The following is a 26,964-nucleotide window of genomic DNA, read 5'->3' on the forward strand; positions in this document are numbered from 1 at the left end:
TAAGCATCCCGCTTTAAAAGCCGTGCCATTATCTGCTTGTAATATACTGCGTGTACTGACAAAAATACTATATGCACGGACAATAAAAACGGGGGGACACCGTGTCGGACGACGGCTGCGCTAAACAATCCAAGGGCTCAGGTATGGCCGGCTATTTGCCGGATCGCCATACCTTTAGCAACAGCATTACAGCCTACCTGTTCTGTACTACCGGGCCACTGGCCATTCTGGTTGCAGCGGGACAGGCCGGCGGCTTGTCGGAAAGCGACATGTCGTCGTGGATTTTTGGTGGCTATGGCATTGCCGGCCTTATTACACTTTGGATTTGCTGGCGCTACCGCCAACCTCTGGTAATTGCGTGGACCATCCCCGGTGCGTTATTACTGCCCCCCGCCCTGAGCCACTTAAGCTTTGCCGAGGTAATCGGCGCCTATTGGGTCACGGGAATTGTCATCGCGATTCTGGGCTGGAGCGGCCTGATCGGGCGCGTTATGCGTGCCATCCCCATGCCTATTGTGATGGGAATGGTTGCGGGGGTCTTTCTTCCTCTGGGAATTCAGGTAATTACCGCCTTTACGGACAATGCGTTCCTGGCGGGAGCGACGCTATTTATCTTTCTTTTATTCACACTGGTTCCAGCACTAGGCCGGTACATTCCTCCGGTGCTGGCCGCCATTATTGCCGGCGGCATAACCGCATGGGCTATTGGCGCGATGACGCCAATACCTGAAACCACTCAAATTTTCGCACGACCGACACTGTACATTCCTTCATTCTCGATTCAAGCCATGTTGGAGCTGGTCATTCCGTTAATGGTAACCGTGCTGGGTATTCAAAACGCTCAGGGCATTGCCATTTTGAAAAACGCAGGTTACGAAGCACCTGTAAAAACCATTACGACAACAACCGGCTGGGGCTCAATTCTTCTGGCACTAACCGGATCCGTTCCGGCCTGCTTAACCGGTCCGGTTAACGGGATTATTGTGTCGGGCGGCGACCCAAAAAAACACTGGATTGGCGCCATGATTGTAGGTTTGCTGATGATCGTGTTTGCGCTGTTCGCCCCGCTGGCCACGGCATTCGCACTGGCACTGCCGCTTTCCTTAATCGGGCTGATCGGCGGCCTGGCAATGATGCGCGTATTGCAAACCACTTTCCAAACCGCTTTTCGAGGCGAGTGTCCATTAGGCGCTCTGGTTTCATTCGTGGTTTCAGTAGCGGGCGTACCGATATTCAATATTGGGGCCCCTTTCTGGGGTCTGGTTTTTGCCGTCATTGCGTCGTGGTTACTTGAACGCGATAGTTTGCGACGCTTAATGAACCCAAACAATAGCTAAGCAAGCAAAACCATGATTCAGGGGTTTACCGTAACGGAACGATGACGCACAACCGGCCCTTCTTTAATAGGCAGGTTCACCAGCGCGGCAAAAACCGCCAACGCCATGTCGGCGTACCACATCCACATAAAATCGCCGAAATGCGTGATTGCCAACCCACCCAGCCAGGCGCCCAAAAAACCGCCCAGTTGATGTGAAAACAGCGTTAACCCGAAAAGCGTAGCCAAGTAGCGCGTACCAAACAACTTACCCACGACGGCCGCGGTTGGTGGTACGGTTGCCAGCCAGGTGAAACCCAGACCGGCGGCAAAAATATAGAATACCCACTCAGTTCGGGGCATCATCAAATACCACGCAATTAAAAGCGCACGTGACCCATACATAGCAGCCAATATGTACTTGCTGCGATATTTGGAAATACAGTTACCGGCATAAATACTGCCGACAATATTCGCAAGACCAATAATGGCTAACGACCAACTGGCAACAGAAGGCGGCAGTCCACATAAGTCGACCTCGCCAGGCAGATGTGTAACCAAAAACGCAATATGGAACCCGCAGGTAAAAAAGCCCAGATGCAATAACCAATAACTACGATCGCGCGAAGCCGTTCGCACCGCCTCGCCCAAACGCTGCTCACCCATAGCGGGTGGCGCCGGAGCGGTACCCCCTTTCCCGACAAGGCGACCAATTAAGGGCAGGGTTGCCAGCGCCACTATCGCCATCGCCCATAACGCGCCCATCCAACCAACGGCCTGTATCAGCTTTTGTACCACAGGCGCGAATACAAACTGGCCAAACGAACCGCCCGCATTAATAACACCTGAAGCCGTTCCGCGAGACTCCGCCGGCAGTCGCGCCGTGGCCGCCCCGATCAAAACCGAAAAACTTCCAATACCTGAACCAATGGAAGCAAGCAGGCCCAGTGCAATAGTCAGACCGAAGCCCTCGTTCATGAAGGGGGCTACGGCGCACCCTAAAGCGAGAAGCAATAAACCGACGACCAACACGCGCTGCGACCCATAGCGGTCTGCGACTGCCCCGGCAACGGGTTGAATCGCACCCCAGGTGAACTGACCAATAGCCATTGCAAGGCTAATGGTGGCAATACTCATTCCGGTAGATGCATTAATTGGGCTGACAAACAACCCGAAAGTTTGCCTGATACCCATGGTGACCATGAGTATGCCGGCAGCAGCCAATGTAACGGCCATGACACCTGGGTAGCGCAAGGAATAAAACATGTGTGTCTCTTTAACAATATTTCACGGATGTGGCCGCAACCGCGACAGCATCAACAACTGTTCCGCCAACAGACGCGACTGAATCAAACTCGAGCCCGTTACGTTAGAGCTGGATTATCCCCCGTGAAGAGACACTAAATCAAATAAAAAACGGTGCGGCCCCGCAAAGGGATCGCACCGCGTAAGACAAACAAACGAAAGACAAGAGAATAAAGTTACTGTGCCACGCCCTGAATTCGCTGAGCCAGCGCCGGGTCTTGCTGGGCGGCCTGATTGATCATAAGAAACTGATCCACACTGATGCCTTCTTTTTCAACTGCGGAAATCATTTTCTGATCAGCCTCTTCCAACACCTTCTGTTGTTCGGTGGGATCTTCAGCTTGCTGTAATTTAGGCGCATAATCTTGCGAAATGACCGCAACTTTCTGCGACGCTGCCACAAACTTTTGTAAATCTGAATCAGAAAACTGCGAGGAATCCACTGCCTGAGGCTGTGTCGTAACCGACCCTTGAGGCGCGCCAGATTGTTGAGCTCCCACCATAAATGGGGCTGACGCCAAGCCCATTGCCAGAACAGCGGCGGAAACGGTACGTTTAAACATGCTAGGCATAGAATCTCCTTAAGACTTAATATTGAAGTTCTACCCTAACAACCCTGAACGAGACCTTAAAGACTTCAGCGTTTGTTATGGTTATTAAAAATAACGAGATGTTTCTTGAAAACCTAAAATCAGAATGCCCGTATTCTTCTGATACATCTTTACTGACTTTTCCTAACTAGACACCATGGATAAATTACGGATCGACAAATGGTTATGGGCGGCACGCTTTTACAAGACCCGTAGCCTGGCCGTGCAAGAAATCAACAAAGGCCGGATTGTCGTCAACGGGCAAACAGCCAAGCCGGCACGCGAAGTAGCGCCGGGTGATACCGTCGTAGTCCGGAAAGAAGACCCCGCCATCATCATTACTGTAAAGGGCATCAGCAATATTCGTGGGCCGGCGCCCAAAGCGCAGGAACTCTACGAAGAAACAGCAGAAAGCATCGCTGCGCGGGAAAAAGCAGCAGAAATGCGGCGGCTTGCGCCGGAGCCCTCTATTGATTTGCGCATGGGGCGACCTACCAAACGCGACCGCCGTGATTTGTCACGCTTCAGGGGGAAATAAGCCCTTTCGCGCACAGGCATTCACCAATTTGATCCAGTGCCTGCGGATTGGCCAACGCATCGCGATTGTCGCTGCGAGCCGACCCATTCACCAGGCGCGCCACCGCCAACTCCACTTTCTTGCCGCTGCGGGTGTAGGGAATATCGGGCACGGCCAGAATATGACGCGGCACATGTCGTGGGCTGGCCCCTTCACGAATACGGGTGCGTAACTCCTTTATCAAGGCATCATTTAAGTCATGGCCTGGGGCGGGAACAATCAGTAGCACCACTTCCACATCACCATCCACCTGACGCCCCACCACCAAGCTGTCTTTTACAGCATCCACCGTTTCAACCTGACGGTAGATTTCTGCGGTGCCAATGCGCACCCCGCCGGGGTTCAACGTGGCGTCGGAACGACCATAAATGATGGCGCCGCCCGTATCAGTGAATTCGATAAAATCACCATGCGCCCAGACACCTGGGTAAGTATCAAAGTACGCATCGCGATATCGGCTGCCCTCGGGGTCGTTCCAGAACGCCACCGGCATCGACGGCAAGGGCTGCCTGCACACCAGCTCACCCCGCCCGGCCTGCACCTCATGACCCTGGTCATCAAATGCCGTCACATCGGCCCCCAACATCTTGCCCTGAATCTCGCCCCGGCGTACCGACAAGGTGGGCACACACCCGACAAAGCAGCCGCAAATGTCGGTGCCACCCGCAATGGAGCCTAATAATGCCTGCGGTACCCCGTCGGCATAAAACCAGTCATAATCTTCAGGCAACAACGGGGAGCCCGTAGAGAACACCACCCGCAGCTTTTGCAGGGTATGGGTTTGCGTAGGCGTTAAATTGGCTTTGCGACACCCGGCAATAAAACGAGCACTGGTCCCAAAGTGGGTCACGCCCTCGTTCGCGGCCAGTTCCCACAGATAACTTAAATTCGGATACCCCGGAGACCCATCAACCGTCACCAGGCGCGCGCCCGTGAGCAGGCCCGACGCCTGCCAATTCCACATCATCCAGCCGCAAGTGGTGAAATACATCAGGCTATCGCCCGGCCCGATGTCTCCATGCAGCATGAGCTCTTTGGCATGGTTCAACAAGATGCCGCCCGTGCCATGCACAATGCACTTGGGCTTACCGGTGGTACCGGAAGAAAACAGAATGTAGACCGGATGATCAAACGGCACGGGTGTATAACTGGGCGCCTGGCCTGCCCCCGCCTGCAAAGCTGCCTCCCAGGACACCACGCCGGGACCTTGCGGCATGGCCTGCCCGGGTACCTGTTCAATGGCCACCACCCCTTTTAGGGTTGGCAAACCCTGGCGGATCGCCTGAAAATCCTCAGTGCGGCTAAACACCTTGCCACCGTACCCATACCCGTTCACGATCACCAGCATGGCCGGCTCAATTTGCGAGAACCGATCCAAAATAGCACCCACACCGAAATCGGGTGAGGCCGAACTGAAAATCGCGCCCATACTGCTCGTGGCCAGCATGGCCACGAGCGCTTCATAGCCATTGGTCACAATAGCGGCAACCCGATCGCCTTTAACAACGCCCTGGCTTTTAAAATAGGCTTCCAGGGCACCTGCATCTGCCTTTAACTGCGCATACGTGCGACGCAATACCGGACGGGTTTCGCAATACGCCACGACCGCTTCATTGTTGGCCTGCTCGCCTTCGGCCAACCTGAGCAGGTTCTGGGCGAAGTTCAAAGTCATGCCGGGAAACCATTGCGCGCCGGGCATGGCGTTGTTGCCCAGTTCCGCAGAGGCCGGCTCAACAGACGTTAAACCGCAGAAATCCCATACGGCACGCCAAAAAGCGTGGGGTTCGGATACCGACCAATGATGTAAATCGGTGTAATGGGTAAACGCTGGAGTTTGTTTCTGGGTGTCGTGTCGGGTTTGCGAAACAAACTGCATAAAACGAGACAATTGACATGTTTGCACTTGCTGAGTGCTCGGCTGCCATACAACTGGATTCGACATTAACGTTCACCTTACCGATTCGAATTTCTGAGAAATACTTATTTAAAAACTAGTCATGCTGATGCCTTCCACGCTTCATACCCCGCAACAAACTTAGGCGACATTGCTCTTAAACGCTCGTGGTCGATTCGCCCCGAACGGCTGATGTAGTTCATCGCAAACTCCCACGCAGGCAGCTGCATATGGGTAGGGAAGTTGTCGTACCACGTTGCGCTGCGCGTGGCTGCGCCGGCCAGCTTATCAACAATGGGGCGACGTTGCGTTTCGTATGCCGCCAACGCATCAGCCACATTATCGGGGTGCTCACACAAGGCCTGCGATAGCGCCTGTACATCTTCCAGCGCCAAACGTGTACCCGAACCAATGGAAAAGTGCGCTGTTCTTAATGCATCGCCCACCAGTACCCGATGGCCTACTGTCCAATTCTTATTGCTGACAACAGGAAAGCGACGCCACAACGATTTGTTCGTAATTAATTTTGCTCCGGCCAGCGTATCAGCAAAGACATTTTCGCAATACTCACGTGATTGCTCTTCCGACATGTCTTCAAGACCCGCCTTCTGGAATGTTTGTGCATCCACTTCCACCAGGAAAGTGCTCATGTCGGGCGTGTACCGGTAGTGGTGCGCGTTGAAAAAACCGCCATCATGTTGTTTGAACGTTTGCGTAAGCGCATCAAAAGGCCGGGTGGCGCCAAACCAAGCGAAACGGTTTTCAAGCAGTTTGATCTCGGTGCCGAATTCGGCTTCATGGGTTTTACGAACCAACGAGTTGACGCCGTCTGCGCCAATGACCAGATCCGCATCATCGAGCTGGGCAAGGTCTTTAACCACATGGCTGTTAATCAGTTTGGCCCCCACCGAAAGCGCCTGCTCGCGAAGGATATTTAACAGCGTTAGCCTGGCAATACCCGTAAACCCAATACCGTCGATTCGGATACGCTCGCCGTGGATATTGATTTCTATGTCGCTCCAACTTTCCAGGCCGGCGGTAATCAAATCAAGCGTTTCCGAGTCGCCGGCTCGTAAAAATTCGAGCGCTTTGTCGGAAAACACTACCCCAAAGCCAAAGGTCGTGTGCGCATCGTTTTGCTCGAACACCTGAACTTCAGAGTTGGGCAGGTCACGACGAATTCGGTAAGCAGCATACAAACCAGCAGGGCCACCGCCCAAAATATTTACTTTCATTCTTGCCTTTAATTCAAAGCGTTGCGTTCATTAACTTGTGCCATCACAGGCATGTGACGAGCCATTGTAATGGTTACCGGCAAGCCCCATAACCAAATTAAAAGGCGCTACGCCTATAAACGTAACGCCTTTTTGAATAGAGTGTGATTTTATGAAAGGCCGGCAAAGACCTTAAAAATTATTCTAATAAGACCATGACAGGCCATGGATCGTAACTGAACCAGATCAATAAAAGAATAACGCTCACCAGAAAAGGAATGAGCGCCTTGGCAATTTTCATTGGACTAATGCCTGTCATGGCGGACGCAACAAACAAACCTGTACCCACCGGTGGCGTTAACAGCCCTAATACCAGGTTCAAACACACAACCACGCCAAAATGAACCGGGCTAATCCCAAACTGGTCAACCGCTATCGGCAACAAAATAGGCACAACAAGAATTAACGCGGCAATGCCCTCAATAAGCATACCCACAATGAGCAGTTGAGCCATCACCAGCAGCATAAAAACAAATGGGCTTGAGGTACTGGCGCCAATCCATTCGGCAACCATTTGAGGGATTTTTTCAAACGTGATGGTCCAGCCAAAAACACCCGCCGACGCAACAAGGAAAACAACCAAAGCCGAGTTTAAAGCGGTGCGTTTCAACAAATCAGGCATAACGCCCAATTTCAGGTCGCCATAACAATACTTCCCCGCAAGCAAAGCCGCCAATGAAGCCAAACCGGCCGACTCTGTAGGCGTAGCTAAGCCAGACAAAATGCCACCAATAATAATAATGGGCACACCCAGTGCGGGAACAACCTGAATAACAGACTGCACAGCCTCTTTCGCAGTGGGCCAGCAACCTTTCGGGTACGTATGTATAAACCCGAAACCCGCCACGATCAGGAAAAATGCCAACCCCATCAATATCCCGGGAATGATCCCGCCGATAAACATGTCACCAATGGATATCTGTGCCAGCACCCCATAAATAACGAATAGCATTGACGGCGGAATAATGGGGCCCATTAGGCCGGCCGCTGCCGTAATGGCGGTTGAAAATGTTTTGTCGTACCCCTCGCGCTCCATTTCCGGCACGATGGCCCGAGACATGATGGCGATCTGCGCATTGGCCGAACCCATAATGGAGGCCATCATCATGTTTGCCAACAAATTAATGTACGCCAGGCCACCGCGAAAGCCACCGAAAAATACCCGAGCAAAATTGATGAGACGGCGAGTCAGCCCACCCTCGTTCATTAACTCGCCGGCCAGAATAAATAACGGAATAGCAAGTAAGCCATATGATTCAACCGAACCAAACAACTGCTGCGCGTACGACTCAAACAAGACCGTGTTGCCTGAGTACCAAATATAAAACACCGCGGTTAAACAAAGACAAATGCCTATGGGAACCTGCAAAAGTAATAAGAGGGCAAACACGAAAAACGTCATAATGCCTGCCCCTCGGATTCATCCATATAGTGGCCACGCGGGTCGTTCATTAAATTAACCAAGGTATGAAAGCAAAGCGACACCGCAAAGTACGGGACAATCAACCATGCCCAAAACTTGAACATGGGCAGCGTTACCGCCTTTTGCTGGTACATGAAGTTAAACGTTTCCGCGCTGAATGCGTCTTTATCAAAGCCCGCCTGGATCATGTCTAGGGGGGCATACCATTTCCAGCAAAACACCAAAAGCAAAATACCGAACAGCAAAACACTTAAATCAACAAAGACACCCACTATGCGCCGCCACTTCCTGGGTAGCACGTCTACCAGCGCGGTCACTGCTACCGCCTGGCGTTGTTTCAACAATACGGCTGTTCCCAGAAACAACATCCAGATCATGGCAAAAATAGCGGCCTCATCAACCCAAAACTGAGAGTTATTCATGGCGCGGGTAATCACGTTGTATATGATAAGAATCGTTACCAACAACGCAAAAAAACCTGCCAACACCAGCTCGATTTGGGCGAGCCGGGTTGATAATCGCTGCAACATAGCGGGCACCTTCACTAACTTGAGAAAACTTTATTTTTTAATATTCTTGGCAGCTTCACGCAGGCTGGAAAGCGCTTCCGGTGTACGCTTGGACCAGGTGTCTTCCCATTCCACAATCTCTTCCTCGAAAAACTCGGGGCCGACATCTTTAATGGTTTTGCCCGTGCCACGCACTTTTTCTTCCCAACCCGATTCTTTTGCTTTGTACTCAGCCATCACCATATCCAGGCGCTTGCTCATGAGATCGGTAATCATTTTACGATCTTCCTCGCTCATGTCTTTCCACACCCGCGCTGAGACAACGCCCACCATCGGGAACATCATGTGATTGGAAACAAGAATCGTATCGGCCTTTTCCCAAAACTTCAAAGCCCAAATCAGCTCGAGGTCCATATCGATGCCGTCGACCTGCCCGTTAGCCAACGCATCGTATACAGCAGGCAATGGTAACGGTGTCGGTGCGGCGCCCAAGTCGATATAAAAATCACGAATCGGATCTAACGGCGTAATACGCAGCTTCATGCCACTTAAGTCGTCGGCGGTCTCAACCGGCTTGGCCGTTAAGATTTGGCGCATCCCGGCCATACCGTAGCCGATGCCCACAACACCCGCTTTGGCCGGCAGCTCTTTCAACAAATTGGTTGCCGCCGGCGTTTTCAAAATTTCAGCCGCTTCGTCGACATTACGAACCAGATAAGGTGCGTACAACGCCCCCAGGTTCTCTACCCGGTTAGACGCTTCGGCGATGGTAAGAAATGCCATATCAAGGGCGCCGGTTTGCATTTGCTGAAGCATTTGCGCCTCACTACCCAATTGGCCGGCCGGAAAAACTGACACGGTATGTTTGCCACCGCTGGCTTCTTTAAGATCTTCCGCAAAGCCGTTAGCCTGCTGCGTCCAGATATGCGGGGGAGGTGTAATAAGGCCCATACGGAAATCTTTGGCCAACGCCGGTGCACTGAAAGCGCACACGCCCGCCACCGCCGCGATTAAAGTTCCAATTTTTCGTATTTTCATTGCTGTCTCCTCGATGTTGAAAGGACTCATTTAATAAGCCCATTCTCTTGAAACTGGCGACTTAAGCCAGATTAAAAAAAGTTATAGCATTGTCGTGCAGAATTTGTTGCTTTTCGTTTGAAGAAAACGATGATGCCTGCACCAAAGAACCAATAGGCTGCTCACCTAGCGGATACGGGTAGTCCGACCCCATCATGAGGCGATCGACACCGTGTACGTCGGCCAGCAAACGCAGTGACCCCTGGTCAAAAATGGTGGCATCGCAATAAAAACGACGCGCGTATTCAGAAGGTGGACGAGGGCAATCTTTTCGCACAATATCGCGATATTTCCAGGCATTGTCGACGCGACCCAGCAAATAGGCAAAACTGCCTCCACCATGGGCGAAACAAATTTTTAACGATTCAGGAATACGCTCCATAGCGCCCGACAAAATCAACGACAACATGCCCAACTGCGTTTCCGCGGGCATGGAAACAAGCCACGGCAACATCCATTGCTTCATGCGGCCCGGCCCACCCATCATGTCCCATGGGTGAACAAAAACCGGAATATTTTCATTGGCACAATGAATAAGAAAATCAACCAAATCCGGGTGATCAAGGTCTTTTTCACCCACATGATTACCAATTTGCACGCCCACACATCCGGCAGCCTGCGCCCGGGAGGCCTCGGCGCAAGCAAGCTTGACATCTTGCAAAGGCACTTGCGACAAAGCCTTTAAACGAGTGGGGTGATCTGCGCAAAATGCAATTGCCTGCTCATTCATTTGTGCCGCCCAATCTGCGGCTTTGGCTGGGTCCCACGTATAACCAAACATGACTGGGGTTGAGCACACCAATTGGGTATCAACGCCCTGTTCATCGAGCTCCTTCACGCGATAGGCCGGATCCCACAACGCGCGGTACACAGGCCGAAAAGGTTGATCCCCAAGCATAATATGGCCTTTCTGGCCGCCTTCGTCCACACGCAGCCATGCTGCTTTTTCAGCGTCCACCTTATGGGCGACGTCTTTACCAATAAGCGGAAAAAAATGAGAGTGAATATCGATCATTCTGTAATGTCCATGCCGGAAACTTCAAGCAAGCTTATAAATTAGGGTGAGAGGCTTTCAAGGTCGCGTGCCACGACTCAAAATCCCGACCGGGGTGCACTTCCCCACATTTGGTACAGGTGCGTTCAGCCTCGTTGGTACTGTAGAAACGCTCATAGGTTGGAGGAAGGTCTTTCACAATATTCTTCAGTTCAAGCTCATAACGCTGCAGTACATGGCCACATCGTGCACAACTCCACTGAAACGCATCTTTTTCACCCGTTGGGCGCTGACGCTCAATAACAAGACACAAGCTTCCTGCTTCAGGTCGCTGCGGCGAATGAAGCACATGCGGCGACATCAGGAATATGTCACCTTCTTTCAAATGAACACGTTCGTACTCACCGTTCTCCCACATTAAAAGTTGCGCGTTACCTTTGAACTGGTAAAAAAACTCCTCGACCGGGTCATCGTGGAAATCGGAACGCTGATTCGGCCCACCGACAACCGTCACCATAAAATCGCTGTCCTGCCAGATTTGCTGGTTACCAACGGGGGGTTTTAGTAAATGCGCATGCTCATCGAGCCAGGTTTTGAAATTGAGTGGATAACCATATTTAAAATTCATCGCTCACTCCTGATCTGAAAGCGGTTTGTATGCCGTTGCCCGCATCTCAACCAACAGGTGAGGATGAGGCAATTGATGCACAGCCACCGTTGTGCGCGTTGGTCCGTCATGATCGAAAAACTCGGCCCAGACCTCATTAAAGCCGCCGAAATCATTCATATTCACCAGAAACACCTGAACTTCAACAAGATCTTCGAGGTCTGCACCTGCATGCTGAAGAATATCGGCGATGTTCTGGATCACGGCGCGAGTCTGAGCACGAATATCCAGATTGGTCACCCCCATGGGATCGACCTCGACACCTTCGAAGGAGTTGTCAGGCCGACGCGAACTGGTGCCCGAAACAAAAATGAAATCGCCGGCGCGCCGATAATGCGGAAAGCGGCCCCGCGGCTTGGCTTTCCCACCAATAACCGCTGATTCTTTACTGCTCATGTAAGTCTCCTGTTATTTGCCTACTGTAGCGAACACAACTGAACGTGAATAATAAATTCTTTGGGCCCAGGTATAAGCAAATGGAATATCAGGTAACCTGCCCAGCCGGGGAAACGCGTAACGAAACTTAAGGCGATATTTGCGAAGCCACGTCGTGCAGGCTTAAAAGCAAACGTTGGGTGGCGGGCGACGCAGTTCGACCTTTTGCCAAGGTATAACCAACATAGCCAAACGGGATATCCTGCCCCACAGGTAAAACGCTTAATAAACCAAGATGAACAAATTTAGCGGCGACTTTGTAAGGCATGATGGCGATCATGTCGGAGTCCACTAACAAACCCAGGTTCGTCATGATTGAAACCGACTCAACAATACGGGTTGGCTTGCGCATCTTCAAGGTTTCAAAAAAGTGGTCAACCGAATGCGAGGCCTCAGATTCGGACGTCGGTAAAATCCAGTCCCAGGACTCAAGTTGTGCAACCGAAATCGTGCGACTTGCGGCCAAAGGATGTTGGCGCCCTACCACCGCGCAAAGCGTTTCGGCGTAAAGCGGAACGTGCTCATAGTCGGGGTTCTTTTCATGCAAGGGAATTAACCCCACGACCACATCAAGCTCACCCCTTGCCAGCTCAGGAAACATTTTGTCGTTGACTCCGACCCTGACCTGAACCACGACATTGGGTGCCATTTCACGCAGACGACGTACGGCGCCAGGTAACAGTTGAGCAGACGCCGCCAGTAACGTTCCAACGACAACCTGGCCGGATACGCCCGCACTCCAGGAATTCAAATCATCGGCCAGATAACGTAAGTCGGCCATGAGCGTGCGGCAGTGATTGCGCAGCATCAGGCCAAAATCTGTGGGCTGCACGCCGCGCCGGGATCGTACCAATAATATTTGCCCGAAATGCTCCTCAAGTTCCTGAATGATTTTGGTAATAGCCGGTTGCGTCATGTGCAATTCACGAGACGCAGCCAACAATGAGCCGCAACTTAGCACCCGTTCAAAAACAGCCAATTGCTGCAATTTCAAACGCCGAACCAGCGATTGATTTGAAAAACTCATCATTGACGCCATTTGATTGTTTTGAGCACTTAACGCGGTTTGCGCTCAAGCTGACATAAACCTTAACATTAGACTACTTCATTTTTCAGGTCATACGCTCGACATGAGTCTTCTTATAGCATTTGCTGTACTGTCTATTGCCATTTCATTCCTTTGTTCAATACTAGAAGCTGCACTTTTATCCATCACGCCAAGCTATATCGCCCAACTCAAACTGACCAAGCCCAAATTACACGAGAAGCTGAGGGTTTTGAAAGACCGCATCGACCAACCCTTGGCCGCCATTCTTACGCTCAACACTATCGCACACACAGTCGGGGCCACAGGCGTGGGCGCGCAGGTTACCGTTGTATTCGGCAACGGTTATCTGGGTATTGCCTCGGCCGTAATGACCATCCTCATCCTAATCTTGTCTGAAATTCTGCCCAAATCAATGGGTGCGCGGTATTGGCCGGCAATTGCCCCTTACCTGCCCGGAACACTGAACAAGATGATTTTTATCCTGAAACCATTTATTTGGTTATCCGACCGAATTATGGACCTATTCGGCGGCCCCGCCCCCGAGCACGATGTACGCCAGGAAATTAAAGCGTTGTCGATATTAGGGCGCGAAATGAACAAACTGGATGAAGACGAGCAGCGCGTGATCGCCAACATCCTGGATTTGCACGATATGCGGATTCACGAAATCATGACGCCGCGCACCGTTTGTGAATATATTTCACCCGACATGACCATTGGCCAGTTCACCCGCCACGTTCAGGAAAGCCAGTTTTCGCGTTATCCCGTTATCGACAAGGACGAGAACCCGCTGGGCCTTTTATTCCGTTACGACGTCATCGATGCCGACCCCGACGCCAATATTTCAACGCTGATGAAGCCGGTCACCGTTGTTAACGAGAAAATGAGTGTCGAGAACGCCATGAGCCAATTCATTCAGGAACGACAGCATATGTTCCTTGTGTATGACGAATATGGCAGTTGGCAAGGGCTGGTCACACTGGAAGACGTCATCGAAACAATTCTGGGCAAGCCAATTATGGATGAAACCGACGACATACCCAGCATGCGCCGTTATGCCAAACGACGTTGGAGACATCGTTTGAAGAGCCTGGAAGAATAATAAAAAAAGTACGCGTCAGTGCAAAAGGCGGGCCATTGGCATTATGCAATTCGCAAAGCCTTGCTTTGTATCATGGCAAACTCATTGAAATCCTCGTCATAGTCCCAACGTTCAATCTCACATTGGCGTGCTCCACCCGCCAAGCCATGCCGGATCAGATAGACGGAGTTGTTTGAGTCATGCCGGATACGGGTCGACACGGCAGTGCCGGCCTGAACAACCCACACCGGCCGCTGCAGGCTGCTAAGGGTGTCGTGCAGCCCTGAAATAAACGGACGATGAATGTGGCCACCCAGTATCAGATCGGCTCCGGCCTGCGCCCACTCGGCAACGGCTTTCTGGTGACCGCGCAGCAGATGCTCCTCATCCTCAGCGTGAATGACATAAACAGGTTGGTGCGTGACGACAATGCGCAATTGGCTTTCATCAGCCTGTTCCAAGCGTCGGGCCACATGTTCGATCTGCCTTGCCGAAACCTCGCCTTCAATATGCCGATAACGGCGCGTTGTCCGCACACCGATAACCAGCAATTCCGGTGCATCATGAACGGGCTCAAGGTCGGAACCAAAGACCCGCCTGTAGCGCGAATAAGGTCCGAAAATGCGGGTAACCAGGTCGAACAGCGGGATATCATGATTACCGGCAATAACCAGTCGGGAAGGCACTGCCAGCCGGTCCATAAAGGCGCCGGCCGCAGCGAACTCAGCCTTGCGCGCACGCTGGGTAATATCTCCAGACAAAATCACCAATTCAGGCGCCTGGGCATGTGCCAGGCGTTCCAGTGCCTTAACGACTTGCGGCCGCTCGGTGCCGAAATGGGGGTCCGAAATATGCAGCAGCACCCTCATGGCGCGTCCAATCTTGATTCGCGACGACGTTTAATTAATAGCAGGGGTTCGGGCGCCACACGAAACTTCAGCGGTGCGTGCAGCCAAATAATCTCACCATCTGTCGCAACCTTAATGCGACGCTTACGCGCATTTCGCCACACTCCCAACGGAACAACGGTGAGACTGGGAAAACTGAAACCCTTGACATTTTCTGCGTCGGACAATCGTCCCAACGCGCCGCACGCAGCCAGCCACAACATCGCCATCGTTCCTACAGGCTTAACCGCGATTGCCGCCAGTTGGCCTTGCTTTGTTGACTCTGCCTGCGGCATACCAACCTGCTCAAGCTGAAGGCGATTATTTCCAATGAAAAGCGTCATGGTTCGAAACTGTGTTTGCGTGCCGTTTTGCTCCAACGCCATGTCCAGATATCGATGATGCCGAAATGCCGTCACCACGGCCGACCAAAGCGCCACCAGCCTGCTGCGCCCATACCGCTGCTTGAATTTCTCACGATCTTCCAGCAATTCCGGATACAGGCCCACGCTGGCGTTGACGAGAAAAATATGGTCGTTCACCGAACCAACCTGTACCGGCACAGGGGCGCCATGCAGTAAATCGTCGAGCGCTTCGGTGATCTCTTCGGGGATACCGTGCGTGCGACCAAAGTAATTGAACGTGCCTTGCGGCACGGCCCCGAACAAACAACGACTTGCCAAGGCGGCGGCCGCCACGAAATTAATTGTCCCGTCTCCACCAACCGCCACCACAGCGCCGTGTTCCTCTTGGGCCGCTCGAATGGCTTCCTGAACCGTGGTTTCCATGCTGTTAACGTTTTCGATGACAAATATGCGATGCTTGCGCCCCGTCGAACTCATGGCGAATTCAATCGCCTGGCGCGTAGCGTCTACATTTCGTCGCCCCGAACCGCCATTAACGATAAAAAAGAGTGCGGGTTCGGGCTTACGTGATAGGGGTTGCACGGTTGTCTGGACTTTATTTTCTGTTCAATGGCATATGGTAGTTTCCCAGACGCGGAACCGCAAACGCCTGCTGCTTGCTGTCGATTGTCAGTGAGTTTGGAAATGCCGCTCATTGAATATCAATAACTTACCGAACTCTTACTTATTGAGTTTAGTATCCGTTCGTCGTTCAGTTTGGAATTTTCCGTACTCTGCGTCACTGAGTTTGGAATTTTCCGAACCCATTGATGGCAGCTCTGCATGGATTTTTCTTGACGCAAGTAATTATGAGAAGTCCCCCTTATATCTTACTTGGCGGAGTTTTCACACAGCATCGGCCAGGCGCGGGTCCATGCCCTAATCAGCCGAATAACAGGCAACTGCTGACCGGCCACCGATTCATACAATATGATGCACAAAACACTGTGCATTCACGCACCTTTTAATTATTAGGCCTGCAAGCCGGAGACGCGAGCCAATGGCAACCAACAAAAACCAGCACTTTGTTCCTCGCTGTCACTTACGTCCATTCACGTTGGGAGCTGCTGGTCTGGCTATTAGCTTAATCAATCTTGATCGAAAAGTACTGATCCCTAATGCTCCTGTCAAAAGTCAATGCTCTAAGGACTACTTCTACGGATCTGATGAAAAGCTGGAAAGCGCAATACAGCTAATCGAATCAGGGTATGGCCGCGCCCTGAAGGATCTCGTGAGCAATAGTCGGTTTCTGTCCGAAGCAAATAAGACAGTTTTCAGTAAATTTTGGTTGTTCCAACACCTTCGGACCGAAGCTGCTGCAATAAGAGCCGTCCAACTGATGGAGTCGACAAGAAAGCTAGTAGACCTATCGCCGACTGAGTTCTCACTTAGCATCAAAGAGGCTGTACAGATTGCTTGTCGGGGATTTGTCGGCACCATGCATGAATTGGACGACCTAAAATTTTGTGTAATAAAAAATAGTACAGGCGTACCTTTCATAACCTCAGATAACCCCGCAGTGCTTACCAATAAGTGGCGGCTCGATCAAGACAAGTCCCCCGGGCTCTCTTTTGGAGTGGGATCCGCAGGTGTGCTAGTAATCCTTCCTCTAACTCCGAAGCTATTGCTGTTGGGTTACGACGGCGACGTATACAGCGTCCCAAACGAGCGTGGCGTGATCAAACTTAAGAACCCCCGCGATGCCATTGCACTAAATCGGCACCAATTCCTTCAATGCACGGCCAACGTTTATGTACACGACACCGCCCACGCAAACGACTTGTTCAAACACTATTCGGATATAGAGGCTACGCGACCAAAAGAACGACACGTTATCCACTACGCTCAGCTTGACAGTAACGACCTCAGTCACACTCGCTATGTTGTGATACCGCCGGAAGCACGAGATGAGACAAAAGAAGCGATCCTGCATTCACAAGTCATACACCCTCACCCCGGAATCTGGCCAAGTCAAATTTCCATTCGCGCAAATGGATCGGTATACACAAACGGGACAGGTATTGGTTATGTCAGACTGTCCCGCGCAAGGCTCTCGTCGAGTCGGGATTTTTGGCGAGAGCGACCTTGAGTCATTAGTCATAGCTGGTAACTTAAAGGATTGGCAATCCGCCACACTGGTAGCGGCGCTTTATCCGATTGTTCCTGTTGAGTCCGTGACCTGTCCGGGCTTTTTCGACCCACGGCGACTTGAGACAATGGCCTCTTGTACAGTGGGAGGCACATGAAGAAGACCAGATACAACGACAAACAAATTGTTCGAATCCTGCACGAAACTGACGAGGACACAGCACGCGAGGTCGCCAAGCGCCACGGTGTAAGCGACGATTTATGCCTGGAGCAAGACATTGGGCAGTCTAGAAATGGATAGTTATGGAACGTTAGGGTGTGGTGGACAAGATTGATTAAACTGACTCCCTAGTCCTATATTTACTTGAGAAAACGCCATGTCTAGCTCAATACTAATCATCTTAGGTAGCTTGCTAGTTGTATTCCTCGGTCTTGGTATTGGATCAGCTCACCACTATTACACGAGAGAGCGACCGAAAGAAAGGGGCACGCCCAAGTGACCTGTCCGTTTTTTCAGCCCGTATTCGTGACTCAGGACCGCCACGGGAGGGCCTCCAAACGTGCCAACAGAGGGGCAGCATAAGCAGGGTCGACTGAGTTCGCATAATCAATTAGCCCACGCAGATGACGATAAAGACCTCCAGCAGACTCGAATGCACGAGCTTGAACGTGAGCCACTATACCGTGCTTCTCCAAGTAATAAAGGTGCTGTCGGAGTCGGTCGCGAAATGTCCGAGTTAAACGGGGCACATCTCCATCCACTAGCAAACCCAGAACAACTCGACGTGCACCGGGATGCACAACACTAGTTTTTGCCCTATTTGGAAACAAGTTGCGCCTTTTCAGCACATTCGCCACTTGTTCAATAAGCGCATAAGCGCTGGCTTTGTCAAAGTCACCGGCAGTTGAGAAAGTTAGGTCATCGCTATACCTTGTGTATTTCAAGCCAAAGCTGTTCGCAATTTCAGACAATGTTTGGTCTGTACGAATCATTGATAGATTGGCTAGCATTGGACTGCTTGAGGCCCCCTGCGGCAAACGGCCCACATGCTTCTGACTGTAGCCAGGGATTTGACGCCTGGTATGGTGAAGCTGCCATGATGGAAGAAGGTACTTGGCAGACTTCGCGGGCAGTTCAGTACAGATGCGAGCCAGCTCAAAGGACACTAGAGGGTTGTATCCCAAGGATTTGAAAACCCTGAAAACATCAATCTCGCTGATGCTTCCAAAGAAATCGGCGATGTCCATTTTTACTAGCCACCGAGCTCCGGCATGCACTTCAGCACACCGCGAGATACTGTCGCCCTTCCTAAAGGCATGACTCGCTGGGTGCACTTCAGCTCGCTGAAGAATATTCTCAGCGATCCACGCTTGAATCGAACCTAGCCTTGGTTCAGCCACACAAATGCGACGAATCCCACCAGAACGTTTACGAATTCGAAAACGGCGATAAGGTTCAATTGCTTGGCGTCCAACATATGCGTGCAGTGCGGAATATGGAACTCCGGTGCGCTTTGCTAGATGGAAAAGTGTCAATATGACTGGCAACGGCTGCGGGCGATGTTGCACTAGCCTTCGACTTTGCTTCAAGGCTTCTTGCAAGACTTCATTGTTGTGCTGAAGCTGTTTTCCTTGAGCAAGATAGTGTTGAGAAGACCACATTGTCAGCTACTTCAATTACGCAGAGCGGAAGTGAGAGGCGAGTCTGACCCGAGGCTCCGAAGGATGGAAGAGTCGCCTCTAACATCCGCCAAAGCTTGGGCTATTCCAGAGGGCAGCGGCAATCCGCGCCCCAACCCATGCCGCTGAAAACATAGGCCAAGGTAAACGCTAACCAACACTGCGGTCCCTCAACGACTTAGGATAATAGCAGTCCTCACCGAGTTTTAAAACATCGTTCATGCGAGGCTTAACTGCGGTCGCTATCCCTTTGAGCTCAGCCACACCCGCATCCGTCAACCGCCGTCGAGGAGATATCAGACCCTGGGCAACGCATGTTTCCAATAATAGCTTGCATTCGTCAACACTCAGGTTAGTTGCATGCGCGATAGCTTCCACTCGATGGATCCCTCTACCTAGCAGTGCCAAAGTAATAATAATGTTTTGCGGTAGAGGCCGCTGCATAACAGAAGACAGAGTTCCTGCTACACGCTCCTGTCGTGCGGCAAGCAAGACACTGACAGGGGTACGAGCTGCTAGTTCTGTAGGAAACACACTAGCCGTTTCTGCTACTGCGGCTCGTCCTGGAAAGAGCGGCTGCCAACCCATATCCGCCCGCTTTGAGTCTGCCCAAAAGATATTGGGCACGTTATTCGGACATCCATGCTCAAAAACTAGCAAAGCCGCAGTATTCCCAAAACCGAGATGGCTTGCTCGGAGCGCATACTTTTCAGAGTAGCTTCTGCAAAGCTGCTTGGTTACACTTAACTGCTTTCGTGGCCAAGGTAGCCCCTCCACGGTTGGACAATAACGGTGTACCTGTACGTTGGGCTTGCAGGGGTGTCTGCTCACACGGTTGACACCATGAGTTGTTCCAGCGTATGCAAGTACCGTAAAGCGAATTTTTTTATACGACCACCAAGACTTTGTCGTTGAATCATTCCAAAGCTGGTCTAGATAGCCCCAGATCCTGCGCCCAGAGCCTATGACGTCGTCGACGATGATGACATCGTGGACCCGATGCTGGAGCAGTGATTCGATACTTGGTTGTCGAAGCAGATGCCCCTTTTGCGTCCTGCAAAGCTGACGCAAAAGACTAGCAACACGCGCCTCGCTTCCCAAATCACTTCCTGTGTAGACGGAATTTAGTCCAGAGCCGCCTTCTCGAAAGTCTAGTTTCGAATTACTTGGAACCTCTCTCGCGGCATACAGAGCCACAGGCCCATCGCAATCTTTCACAAGTTTTTCGATTGAGCGCTGCAGCGTCCGTTCGAACTCCTGTGTAGAAACCAAAGCAAGCGCATCTGTTAACTGGCGAATAAGGGGATGGTGTTCCTTAGTAAACTGCTCGAGCCATGTTCGGCCAAGCGCAGTGAGCAATAGGTCGGGGGACTGAGGTTCGAACGCCATGACCAATTCTACCAATCAAGCTTGGCTGTGGGTAGCAGCCTTCGAGTTAAAAATTCGCTCCCCCAGGCTTGTCATCCCTGAATCGGCCAGCCTTTTATAGACTATTTTTTGCCTCAGAAAAATATTGCCGTTCGTAGTTTACCGGCGAAAGGTTGGCGGCATAACCATGGCGCCGAATCGGGTTGTAAAACATTTCTATGTAATCGAAGATATCTTGGCGTGCCAACTCCCTGTTGCTATAGATTCTACGTTTGATGCGTTCGCGTTTAAGCAATTGGAAAAAGCTTTCGGCAACCGCATTGTCGTGGCAGTTGCCTCGTCGACTCATGCTAGGCTGCAAGTTATGGGCAGCCAGAAAAGCGGCCCATTCATAACTTGTAAATTGGCTGCCTTGATCCGAATGCACCATGACAGTTTGCTTGGGCTTGCGTCGCCATACCGCTGCAAGCAGAGCCTGTAAAACCAGGTCTTTGCTCATGCGCGAATCCATCGACCAGCCCACAACCTGACGCGAAAACAAGTCCACGACGACAGCCAAATACAACCACCCTTCGTAGGTGCGGATATATGTGATGTCTGTTACCCAGGCCGTGTTTGGCGCTGTCACATCGAATTGTCGATCAAGCAGATTGCTTGCTACGTTATGAACGGGGCCGCCATAAAAGCCAGGTCGGCGGCGGTACCCAACCTGGGCACGCCATCCTTGATTGCGCATTAAGCGTGCAACCCGATGACGGCTACATGACTCTCCCAAAGCACGTAAGTCATGGTGCACTTTGCGATAGCCATATACGCGTCCACTCTCAAGCCAGGACGGCTTAACTAAGGCCAGTAATCGCTGATCTTCATGATGTCTGGGACCATGGGGTTTGCGTCGCCAGGCGTAGTAGCCGCTTACGTGAACATCAAGCACTTGGCACAGGCGGCGCACGGAGTATTGGGTCGAGTATTGCTGAATAAACGCGTACTTTAGCCGGATTGCTTGGCAAAGTACGCGGCGGCCTTTTTTAAGATATCTCGCTCTTCTGTCAATCGATTGACCTCAGCCCGAAGCCGCTTTAACTCCGCCGTCTGTGCGTCATCTTGGTCGCGTTGATGTTCTGATTTGCTGTAACGCTTAACCCAAGCGTAAATACTGTGGGTCGATACACCAAGCCGGCCAGCAACCTCAGCCACTGGTCGTTGTTGTTCGGTCACTTGTTTGACCGCTTCAAGCTTGAATTCTTCCGTAAATCGGGCCGTGCTCATAATCATCTCCTCAGTGAGTATTATGAGGCTAAAAAGCGTCTAGTAAACCCTGGCCGATTCAATCTTTCGCGGCGCTGAATACGGCTCGCGTTCGTTTTAGGGCACTGTGATAGCCATCCCCCAAGCCGCCAACCTTCTCAGACTGAGTGAACTCAATAAAATGTTGGGACTTTTCACCGCATACTTGGAGGATTATATTTTTTGCCTTCACGCGCCAAGCAAGAAAAGCATCGCTATCGATTTTCCAGCCGTCACCAAAACCTCCAGAGGAACTAGTTTTAGAGGCTTCTATAGCATCGATCTCTTCAATCAAATTTGTGAATCGTTCGGAGATTTTCTGGTTCAAGCTGATTTCCTTGGTTTATGATTTAACGCCGCAATAAAAGGCGAGGGCTAGCGAGTCCAGTCCACGCTTTTTGTAGGCGATTTTTAATTACCTTGTTAGCTTTTGGCTGCATTGATTACTCCAGCACTTTGAACAGCTAAATCCACATACCTTTCTGCCTCATTTTGACTTATTGCGAAATCCGGCATATGCGATGCTTGATTTCTTATTCTTCGTAACTGCTCAATTAAATTGATACTTTCAGATGAAATTTACCTGAGTTAATTAGGTACTCTACTATCATCTTTGGGTTGGTGCGTTGAATTGCAGTTCCAGAGGTTAATCCATTTTTAATCGCTGCGGTTTCTATCAATGTCCAGGCTTCGACTACCGATGCTCTAGGTGAAACCTCAGGTATTCTAAAAAGCTGGCCGATTCAAACGTTGCTCTGATCGATTGGCCATGTGCCACCGGCCGAGGCCGAAGAGCGCTACTATAGATAGTTCGCGGCTCCCGCTGCGGAACCTGTTTTACTTTAACCAAACAGTCTCCGCAAGAATCCGCTGGATCGATGAGTGGTTACGATCAAACAGCTGGGTGATTTGCTGAAGTTATTTGCAGTCGGCATGTGTGTTCTCGTGAAGCATCCGCTTGAAGAAGCGGCAGGCGTTACACCGCTCCAGATAAGTCTAGAAGAAGTTCTCGGGCCAAAGGAACCTCGGTAGATACTGGCGGATTAGGTTCGCCTGCGCCTGATAACCTCGAGCCTCTAGCTCTCGCACAAAGTATGGCCAAGGTGGAATATTGCTCTTGTAGACCAAGCCCGAAGACGTAGACATTCCGCCGCCCTGGGACGTAGATAAACCTCCGTATTGAGAAGTGGAAAGGCCACCATATTGAGAGGTAGATAGCCCACCATATTGCGACGTCGACAGACCTCCGTACTGAGAGGTAGATAGCCCACCATATTGGGAGGTAGACATCCCTCCGTACTGGGAGGTGGAGAGACCACCATACTGCGATGTCGACGCGCCACCGTGCTGCGAAGTTGACATCCCACCATACTGCGACGTTGAGAGGCCCCCGCCTTGAGATGTGCTGAGATTTCGCGGCCATGTGCGCATGCCGGGAATTTCTGGTCGTGCCATTAGGGAGGCTCCTGAGTTGTAGGTGATGCTCTGCTAAATCTAGATGACAGCCAAAGCGTTACTGTATGTTAGATAAAAGGAGTCTTCTTGGCTACTCATGGGTGTTTCTAAAAGCCAGTAAAGTTAGACAAACATTAAAAATGCAAGGCCAAATTTCGGCTGTCCGCGATAGCCTGTACCCTCGGCTTCTGCTCGAGGCTGTGTGAAAAATCCTGTTATAGCTCATTTTCAAGTGTGCTCTTATCGTTTCCGAGCACGAAAAAACTGAATAGCGGCTGGTTGAGCGGCATGTTATGTCGCGGGATTAAGCTCAAGACAAACGACCTTTGCTAGATAGGCGAAGTCTTCAGTGTAGTCATATACCTTCCTGCAATCTTCTGCTGTAGCGGTTGCTCGAAGCGTGACATTGCCCGACTTGGCCCTGTAGTCGATGATGAGTCGTTGAGAGCGAGTGGCGCTCCATAGTGGGTAGACAAATTGCGAGGCATGAATTGAGCGGGCATCTGGATCCTGTACTGTGAGATCAGCCAACACCGCCCTGGCGTAATCTTCCGAAACGTCTAACTCAACAACCTCGAAGCCTTGCGAAGCTGCGCCGACCGCAAACTGAAACTGCATGTCGGCCTCTTTACGCACAAATCCCTTGCAATGCACAACAAGCGCATCAGCGTGGTCGAGTACAAATAATGTCTGCGCGGTTCGTATTGTGGAAAACAGCAAGAATAGATCCCGCGCAACCTCCATCAGCTCTGCTCTCGTCAGCGTAATACTATGCTGACGCCTTGCCCCATAGCGACAGAAAATCGAAGAGCCACTCGAGTCCATGGAGTAATGCTGAGCTATGTTTCGCCACTGGTTTAGTGGAACGTTCCAAGGGTGCAAAGTCAGATACGGGGCGATATCGGCCTTTTCGCCAACTAACCGAATCGTCGCCCCTAAGTCTAGGGTCTCAATCTCGGCAAACGTTACGGACTCACCTTGCGAGCGCTGAGCGAGGTGAAGTAATTCTTTTAGATAGACTTGGAGCGTTCCTTCAATCAGGCCGCCAATGTTACGGAACAGCTCGTAGGCGAATTCATCAAGTGGCAAATCCGCCTTTTCATGCTCGAGACGTACTGCGCTCCAATAAAGCGACAGTGCTTTTCCAATAGCCTCTTCCCATGAGGCGCAGGTTTTAGCACAATCGTCTGGGTCATTGACTAAGCATTGTCGACGGATGCGTAGGCATTGATCGAACAAACTCGATGCCCAATCTGCACTGCGTATCTTCGCGACGTTTACAGCTTCAGCAGTTAGCAAGTCGACGCTATACCGGTCAAGCATCTCAGCATTTTCAAAATATGGGGCTAGCGCTTCGATAACACTGCTCGTGATCTCTTCTATCGTATGGCCGGCCTCATAGGCCTGTAGCAGTGGACTGAAAGCTCTTACCCCGCGAAGAATGCTGTGGCTCTTTCCCTTCAAATCAGACGCTCCGTAACACAACAAGAGACATAACGTTGGAATTGAGAAGTGGCATAGCCGTCCGCTTGTTCAGCCTGTTGACGATGACGTCGGCTATTCGCTTGTCTTCGTGACTATAGCTTACAAATATGCGCATGTGCGTGCTAGCTAACTATAAGTAGGCGACTTCACGACTTAAGTTGCCAGTTTGTGAGCTTTCCTGATGGCCGGTTCGGCCATAAGCAGCCTGTCACAACGTGCTCGAGTGATGAGCACCCATGTGCTCCGGCGTACGGACTCCTGATCGACGCTCACAAGAGGGCGGAGGTTGTGGAATCTCATTCAACTTGAGATTTAGTTCGCTCACGTTAGCCTGTAAAGGGTGTGTAGGTTGAGGCGGCGCGCGGCTAACGACGGAGGACCGTTAATTTGAGGCCCAAAGAAGTCCAGCTAACGCTTCTAACGCTGTGTCTGCCGGCGCCATGTCACTTTTTAGCGACATCTCAGTTCGAATTCGCCGCACGACAGTCAACCGTAGGGAAGAGCCCATGCTGCTACGCTGGAGCAAGCCGGGCCCGCTCAACCAGAGCTTAGGCGGAGCCGTGTGGGTTTGAACGAGCCTACTGGTTGACGTCGGCGCGTACAACCGGGTAAGCTTATTAAGCGCTGGCACGCGCGCGACACCGTCTCACGAAGCTCCTCGAGCAGTGCTTATTGATTCTCTTTGGCCGATGCCTTCATTTCCGGCCTATGCAGTGGCGACGGTGACGCTGTGCATTAGGCTTTGAGGATTGAATCGCATGAATATCGCCAGCATTCGGCCGTCTTCTGTGGACGGCATTAAGCAGCTCGCTAAGAAAATCTGCCGCGAGCACAATATCCCTCACACTCGCGCGCTCGATGAAGCCAGCCGCCAGGCAGGGTTCGCAAACTTCGTGCATGCGAAGCGTAATCTCGCTCGCAAGGTCGAGTCAGAACGATTTCCCGTTTTTCTCTCTGTACATTGGTATGCGCCGCGTCCACGTCGCGGCGAACGCCGCCCCGGGGAGATATGGGCCGGTCGCGAGATCTTCAGTGTAAATCTCTCCCGGCCGCTGCCCGATATCGTGGCCAAACACCGCGTTGGCCGTGGACGTGGTCTGCATGGATTTCGAATGGAGTACGAAGACCATTTGGAATACCGGACCAATGTGGATGGGCAGAATGTAGCACGCGAACGTTTGCTTTCGGCGGTGCGGAGCCTCCGATTTATGGAAGCGACGGGCCTGCAGCCAGTGTCGACAAAGAGGTACGACGCTATCGAACAAGCGCTGACGAAGTTGCCAGGGCGCGACCATATGTCAGATTGGTTCGTCCCAGCGACCGAAAGCTATGTGTGTCTCGATGAACCCTATGCGCGTGCAATTGAAAACCGCACAGCGGAACGAGAGCGCTGGCTTGAACGCAATGGCTTGAAGATGATCATGCCTCCAGGCTGGGAGGGCATTTACTACGCTGGTGAGTGTACGCCCTGCCTAATCAGCCCTGATGGAGCACTGCTGCACCGTGTCGCTGGCGCGCTGGCCAAGATTAAAGCCATTATTAAACCAGAGCCTTGGCCGCACGAGACAGGGATATGCAACGACGATTTCGTCAGTCCCAAACGCCAAGCGGATGCAAAGCCACGTCGGCGCCGCCCAGGCCCGTCCTGGGGTGAACGCAACGGCGCCACGCCCTATGGTGGTCAACCGGGTATCCCCTCAAGCTGGCGCCCAGCAAAGGCGATGCCCTTCGACCTGCACCAGCAGTTGGGACCGCTGGTGCAAGGGCTAGCTTCTTCTACAATTTTTTCCCGCCGCGTTCATCGAAATTTATCGAGCGCGCGGTCTGATCTAGAGGACTGGTCACTCATGGAGCACAAGGACCAGTTGGGCGATGACGCGTACGACATCTACTATGGCGGCCGCATGATAGTCGGCAATTCGGAGGCCGAGCTTGTGGAAATGCTCTCGATGGCGCAGGCCATCGTCGAGCGGGGTTATGCCGACTGCAAGCCACGGCGTCAATTGCTTGCCGTTTTCGAAGCGGCTGTCAGTGAATTGGCAAACTCTCGGAGCAAGAGCATTGGGGTCGGCTCGAGCGTTCAGAGCGCCCAAGCCGCCACCTGACGATAAGGGACGCTCC

24 protein-coding genes are annotated in these 26,964 nt (G+C 51.7%); 6 read left to right on the forward strand and 18 right to left on the reverse strand.

Going from position 1 to position 26,964, the window contains the following annotated elements; translation table 11 throughout:
• Positions 1-101: 101 nt before the first annotated feature.
• Positions 102-1,337, forward strand: coding sequence for a benzoate/H(+) symporter BenE family transporter (locus tag G9Q38_RS14190; protein ID WP_205962306.1), 1,236 nt, complete (start codon positions 102-104; stop codon positions 1,335-1,337).
• Positions 1,338-1,354: 17 nt separating this feature from the next.
• On the opposite strand, the gene G9Q38_RS14195 is transcribed toward G9Q38_RS14190, so the two are convergent.
• The gene (locus tag G9Q38_RS14195) at positions 1,355-2,581 is read right to left on the reverse strand and encodes an MFS transporter (RefSeq protein WP_114421973.1); all 1,227 of its coding nucleotides are present in this window, start codon (positions 2,579-2,581) and stop codon (positions 1,355-1,357) included.
• A gap of 215 nt (positions 2,582-2,796) precedes the next feature.
• Positions 2,797-3,192, reverse strand: a complete 396-nt coding sequence (locus G9Q38_RS14200; RefSeq protein WP_114421974.1) for a DUF4168 domain-containing protein — start codon at positions 3,190-3,192, stop codon at positions 2,797-2,799.
• A 175-nt stretch (positions 3,193-3,367) separates the two neighbouring features.
• Between G9Q38_RS14200 and G9Q38_RS14205 the strand changes: the two genes are divergently transcribed.
• Positions 3,368-3,748 carry an RNA-binding S4 domain-containing protein gene (locus G9Q38_RS14205; protein WP_166132106.1) on the forward strand — a complete coding sequence of 127 codons (381 nt, stop codon included), beginning with the start codon at positions 3,368-3,370 and terminating at the stop codon, positions 3,746-3,748.
• Here G9Q38_RS14205 and G9Q38_RS14210 read toward each other — a convergent pair.
• From G9Q38_RS14210 to G9Q38_RS14250, 9 genes are all read right to left on the reverse strand, one after another.
• A complete protein-coding gene (locus G9Q38_RS14210) occupies positions 3,735-5,729 on the reverse strand; it encodes an acetoacetate--CoA ligase (protein ID WP_166132107.1) in 1,995 nt (664 codons plus the stop codon). The two genes, G9Q38_RS14205 and G9Q38_RS14210, sit on opposite strands and share 14 nt — an antisense overlap.
• 53 nt (positions 5,730-5,782) lie before the next feature.
• On the reverse strand, positions 5,783-6,916 hold the full coding sequence (locus tag G9Q38_RS14215; protein WP_166132108.1) for an FAD-dependent monooxygenase: 1,134 nt from the start codon (positions 6,914-6,916) through the stop codon (positions 5,783-5,785).
• A 178-nt stretch (positions 6,917-7,094) separates the two neighbouring features.
• On the reverse strand, positions 7,095-8,357 hold the full coding sequence (locus G9Q38_RS14220) for a TRAP transporter large permease (protein ID WP_166132109.1): 1,263 nt from the start codon (positions 8,355-8,357) through the stop codon (positions 7,095-7,097).
• The gene (locus G9Q38_RS14225) at positions 8,354-8,908 is read right to left on the reverse strand and encodes a TRAP transporter small permease (RefSeq protein ID WP_114421553.1); all 555 of its coding nucleotides are present in this window, start codon (positions 8,906-8,908) and stop codon (positions 8,354-8,356) included. The genes G9Q38_RS14220 and G9Q38_RS14225 overlap by 4 nt, the downstream gene beginning before the upstream one ends.
• 30 nt (positions 8,909-8,938) lie before the next feature.
• Positions 8,939-9,925 carry a TRAP transporter substrate-binding protein gene (locus G9Q38_RS14230; protein ID WP_166132110.1) on the reverse strand — a complete coding sequence of 329 codons (987 nt, stop codon included), beginning with the start codon at positions 9,923-9,925 and terminating at the stop codon, positions 8,939-8,941.
• Between the two features lie 61 nt (positions 9,926-9,986).
• Positions 9,987-10,979 carry an amidohydrolase family protein gene (locus G9Q38_RS14235; protein ID WP_166132111.1) on the reverse strand — a complete coding sequence of 331 codons (993 nt, stop codon included), beginning with the start codon at positions 10,977-10,979 and terminating at the stop codon, positions 9,987-9,989.
• Positions 10,980-11,013: 34 nt separating this feature from the next.
• Positions 11,014-11,586 (reverse strand): 3-hydroxyanthranilate 3,4-dioxygenase, encoded by a 573-nt coding sequence (locus G9Q38_RS14240; RefSeq protein WP_166132112.1) that lies wholly within the window; start codon positions 11,584-11,586, stop codon positions 11,014-11,016.
• Positions 11,587-11,589: 3 nt separating this feature from the next.
• Positions 11,590-12,021 carry a RidA family protein gene (locus G9Q38_RS14245; RefSeq protein WP_166132113.1) on the reverse strand — a complete coding sequence of 144 codons (432 nt, stop codon included), beginning with the start codon at positions 12,019-12,021 and terminating at the stop codon, positions 11,590-11,592.
• A gap of 127 nt (positions 12,022-12,148) precedes the next feature.
• Positions 12,149-13,090 (reverse strand): LysR substrate-binding domain-containing protein, encoded by a 942-nt coding sequence (locus G9Q38_RS14250; protein ID WP_166132114.1) that lies wholly within the window; start codon positions 13,088-13,090, stop codon positions 12,149-12,151.
• Between the two features lie 100 nt (positions 13,091-13,190).
• Between G9Q38_RS14250 and G9Q38_RS14255 the strand changes: the two genes are divergently transcribed.
• Positions 13,191-14,210: a CNNM domain-containing protein gene (locus G9Q38_RS14255; RefSeq protein WP_166132115.1), complete on the forward strand. Its 1,020-nt coding sequence runs from the start codon at positions 13,191-13,193 to the stop codon at positions 14,208-14,210.
• A gap of 41 nt (positions 14,211-14,251) precedes the next feature.
• Here the strand turns inward: G9Q38_RS14255 and G9Q38_RS14260 are convergent, their stop codons facing one another.
• Together G9Q38_RS14260 and G9Q38_RS14265 are read right to left on the reverse strand one after the other, a co-directional pair.
• Positions 14,252-15,058 (reverse strand): metallophosphoesterase family protein, encoded by an 807-nt coding sequence (locus G9Q38_RS14260; RefSeq protein ID WP_166132116.1) that lies wholly within the window; start codon positions 15,056-15,058, stop codon positions 14,252-14,254.
• Entirely contained in the window at positions 15,055-16,023 is a 969-nt protein-coding gene (locus G9Q38_RS14265) for a diacylglycerol/lipid kinase family protein (RefSeq protein ID WP_166132117.1), read from the reverse strand. Before G9Q38_RS14265 ends, G9Q38_RS14260 begins: the two co-directional genes overlap by 4 nt.
• A gap of 457 nt (positions 16,024-16,480) precedes the next feature.
• Here G9Q38_RS14265 and G9Q38_RS14270 point away from each other — a divergent pair, with 457 nt between their 5' ends.
• Together G9Q38_RS14270 and G9Q38_RS14275 are read left to right on the forward strand one after the other, a co-directional pair.
• A complete protein-coding gene (locus G9Q38_RS14270) occupies positions 16,481-17,569 on the forward strand; it encodes a DUF4238 domain-containing protein (RefSeq protein WP_166132118.1) in 1,089 nt (362 codons plus the stop codon).
• A gap of 153 nt (positions 17,570-17,722) precedes the next feature.
• The gene (locus G9Q38_RS14275; protein ID WP_166132119.1) at positions 17,723-17,869 is read left to right on the forward strand and encodes a transposase; all 147 of its coding nucleotides are present in this window, start codon (positions 17,723-17,725) and stop codon (positions 17,867-17,869) included.
• A gap of 230 nt (positions 17,870-18,099) precedes the next feature.
• Here G9Q38_RS14275 and G9Q38_RS14280 read toward each other — a convergent pair whose 3' ends face one another.
• The 5 genes from G9Q38_RS14280 to G9Q38_RS14300 all read right to left on the reverse strand — a co-directional run bounded on the left by G9Q38_RS14280 (position 18,100) and on the right by G9Q38_RS14300 (position 24,822).
• Complete coding sequence (locus G9Q38_RS14280) at positions 18,100-19,230, reverse strand: reverse transcriptase family protein (protein WP_166132120.1); 1,131 nt, start codon at positions 19,228-19,230, stop codon at positions 18,100-18,102.
• 168 nt (positions 19,231-19,398) lie between these two features.
• Positions 19,399-20,637: a phosphoribosyltransferase-like protein gene (locus tag G9Q38_RS14285; protein WP_166132121.1), complete on the reverse strand. Its 1,239-nt coding sequence runs from the start codon at positions 20,635-20,637 to the stop codon at positions 19,399-19,401.
• Between the two features lie 94 nt (positions 20,638-20,731).
• Positions 20,732-21,885 (reverse strand): IS3 family transposase gene (locus G9Q38_RS14290; RefSeq protein ID WP_166132122.1). Its coding sequence is split into 2 segments (ribosomal slippage): positions 20,732-21,639 and positions 21,639-21,885, totalling 1,155 coding nucleotides; the frame shifts between segments, so codons are not numbered across the junction.
• 58 nt (positions 21,886-21,943) lie between these two features.
• Positions 21,944-22,231, reverse strand: coding sequence for a hypothetical protein (locus G9Q38_RS14295; RefSeq protein WP_205962307.1), 288 nt, complete (start codon positions 22,229-22,231; stop codon positions 21,944-21,946).
• Positions 22,232-23,649: 1,418 nt separating this feature from the next.
• A complete protein-coding gene (locus tag G9Q38_RS14300) occupies positions 23,650-24,822 on the reverse strand; it encodes a hypothetical protein (protein ID WP_166132123.1) in 1,173 nt (390 codons plus the stop codon).
• A gap of 779 nt (positions 24,823-25,601) precedes the next feature.
• Here G9Q38_RS14300 and G9Q38_RS14305 point away from each other — a divergent pair.
• The gene (locus G9Q38_RS14305) at positions 25,602-26,948 is read left to right on the forward strand and encodes a DUF5623 domain-containing protein (protein WP_166132124.1); all 1,347 of its coding nucleotides are present in this window, start codon (positions 25,602-25,604) and stop codon (positions 26,946-26,948) included.
• The last annotated feature ends 16 nt before the right edge of the window (positions 26,949-26,964 follow it).

Origin of the sequence: Pusillimonas sp. DMV24BSW_D (assembly GCF_011388195.1) — a bacterium.
Classification (GTDB): domain Bacteria; phylum Pseudomonadota; class Gammaproteobacteria; order Burkholderiales; family Burkholderiaceae_B; genus Neopusillimonas; species Neopusillimonas aestuarii.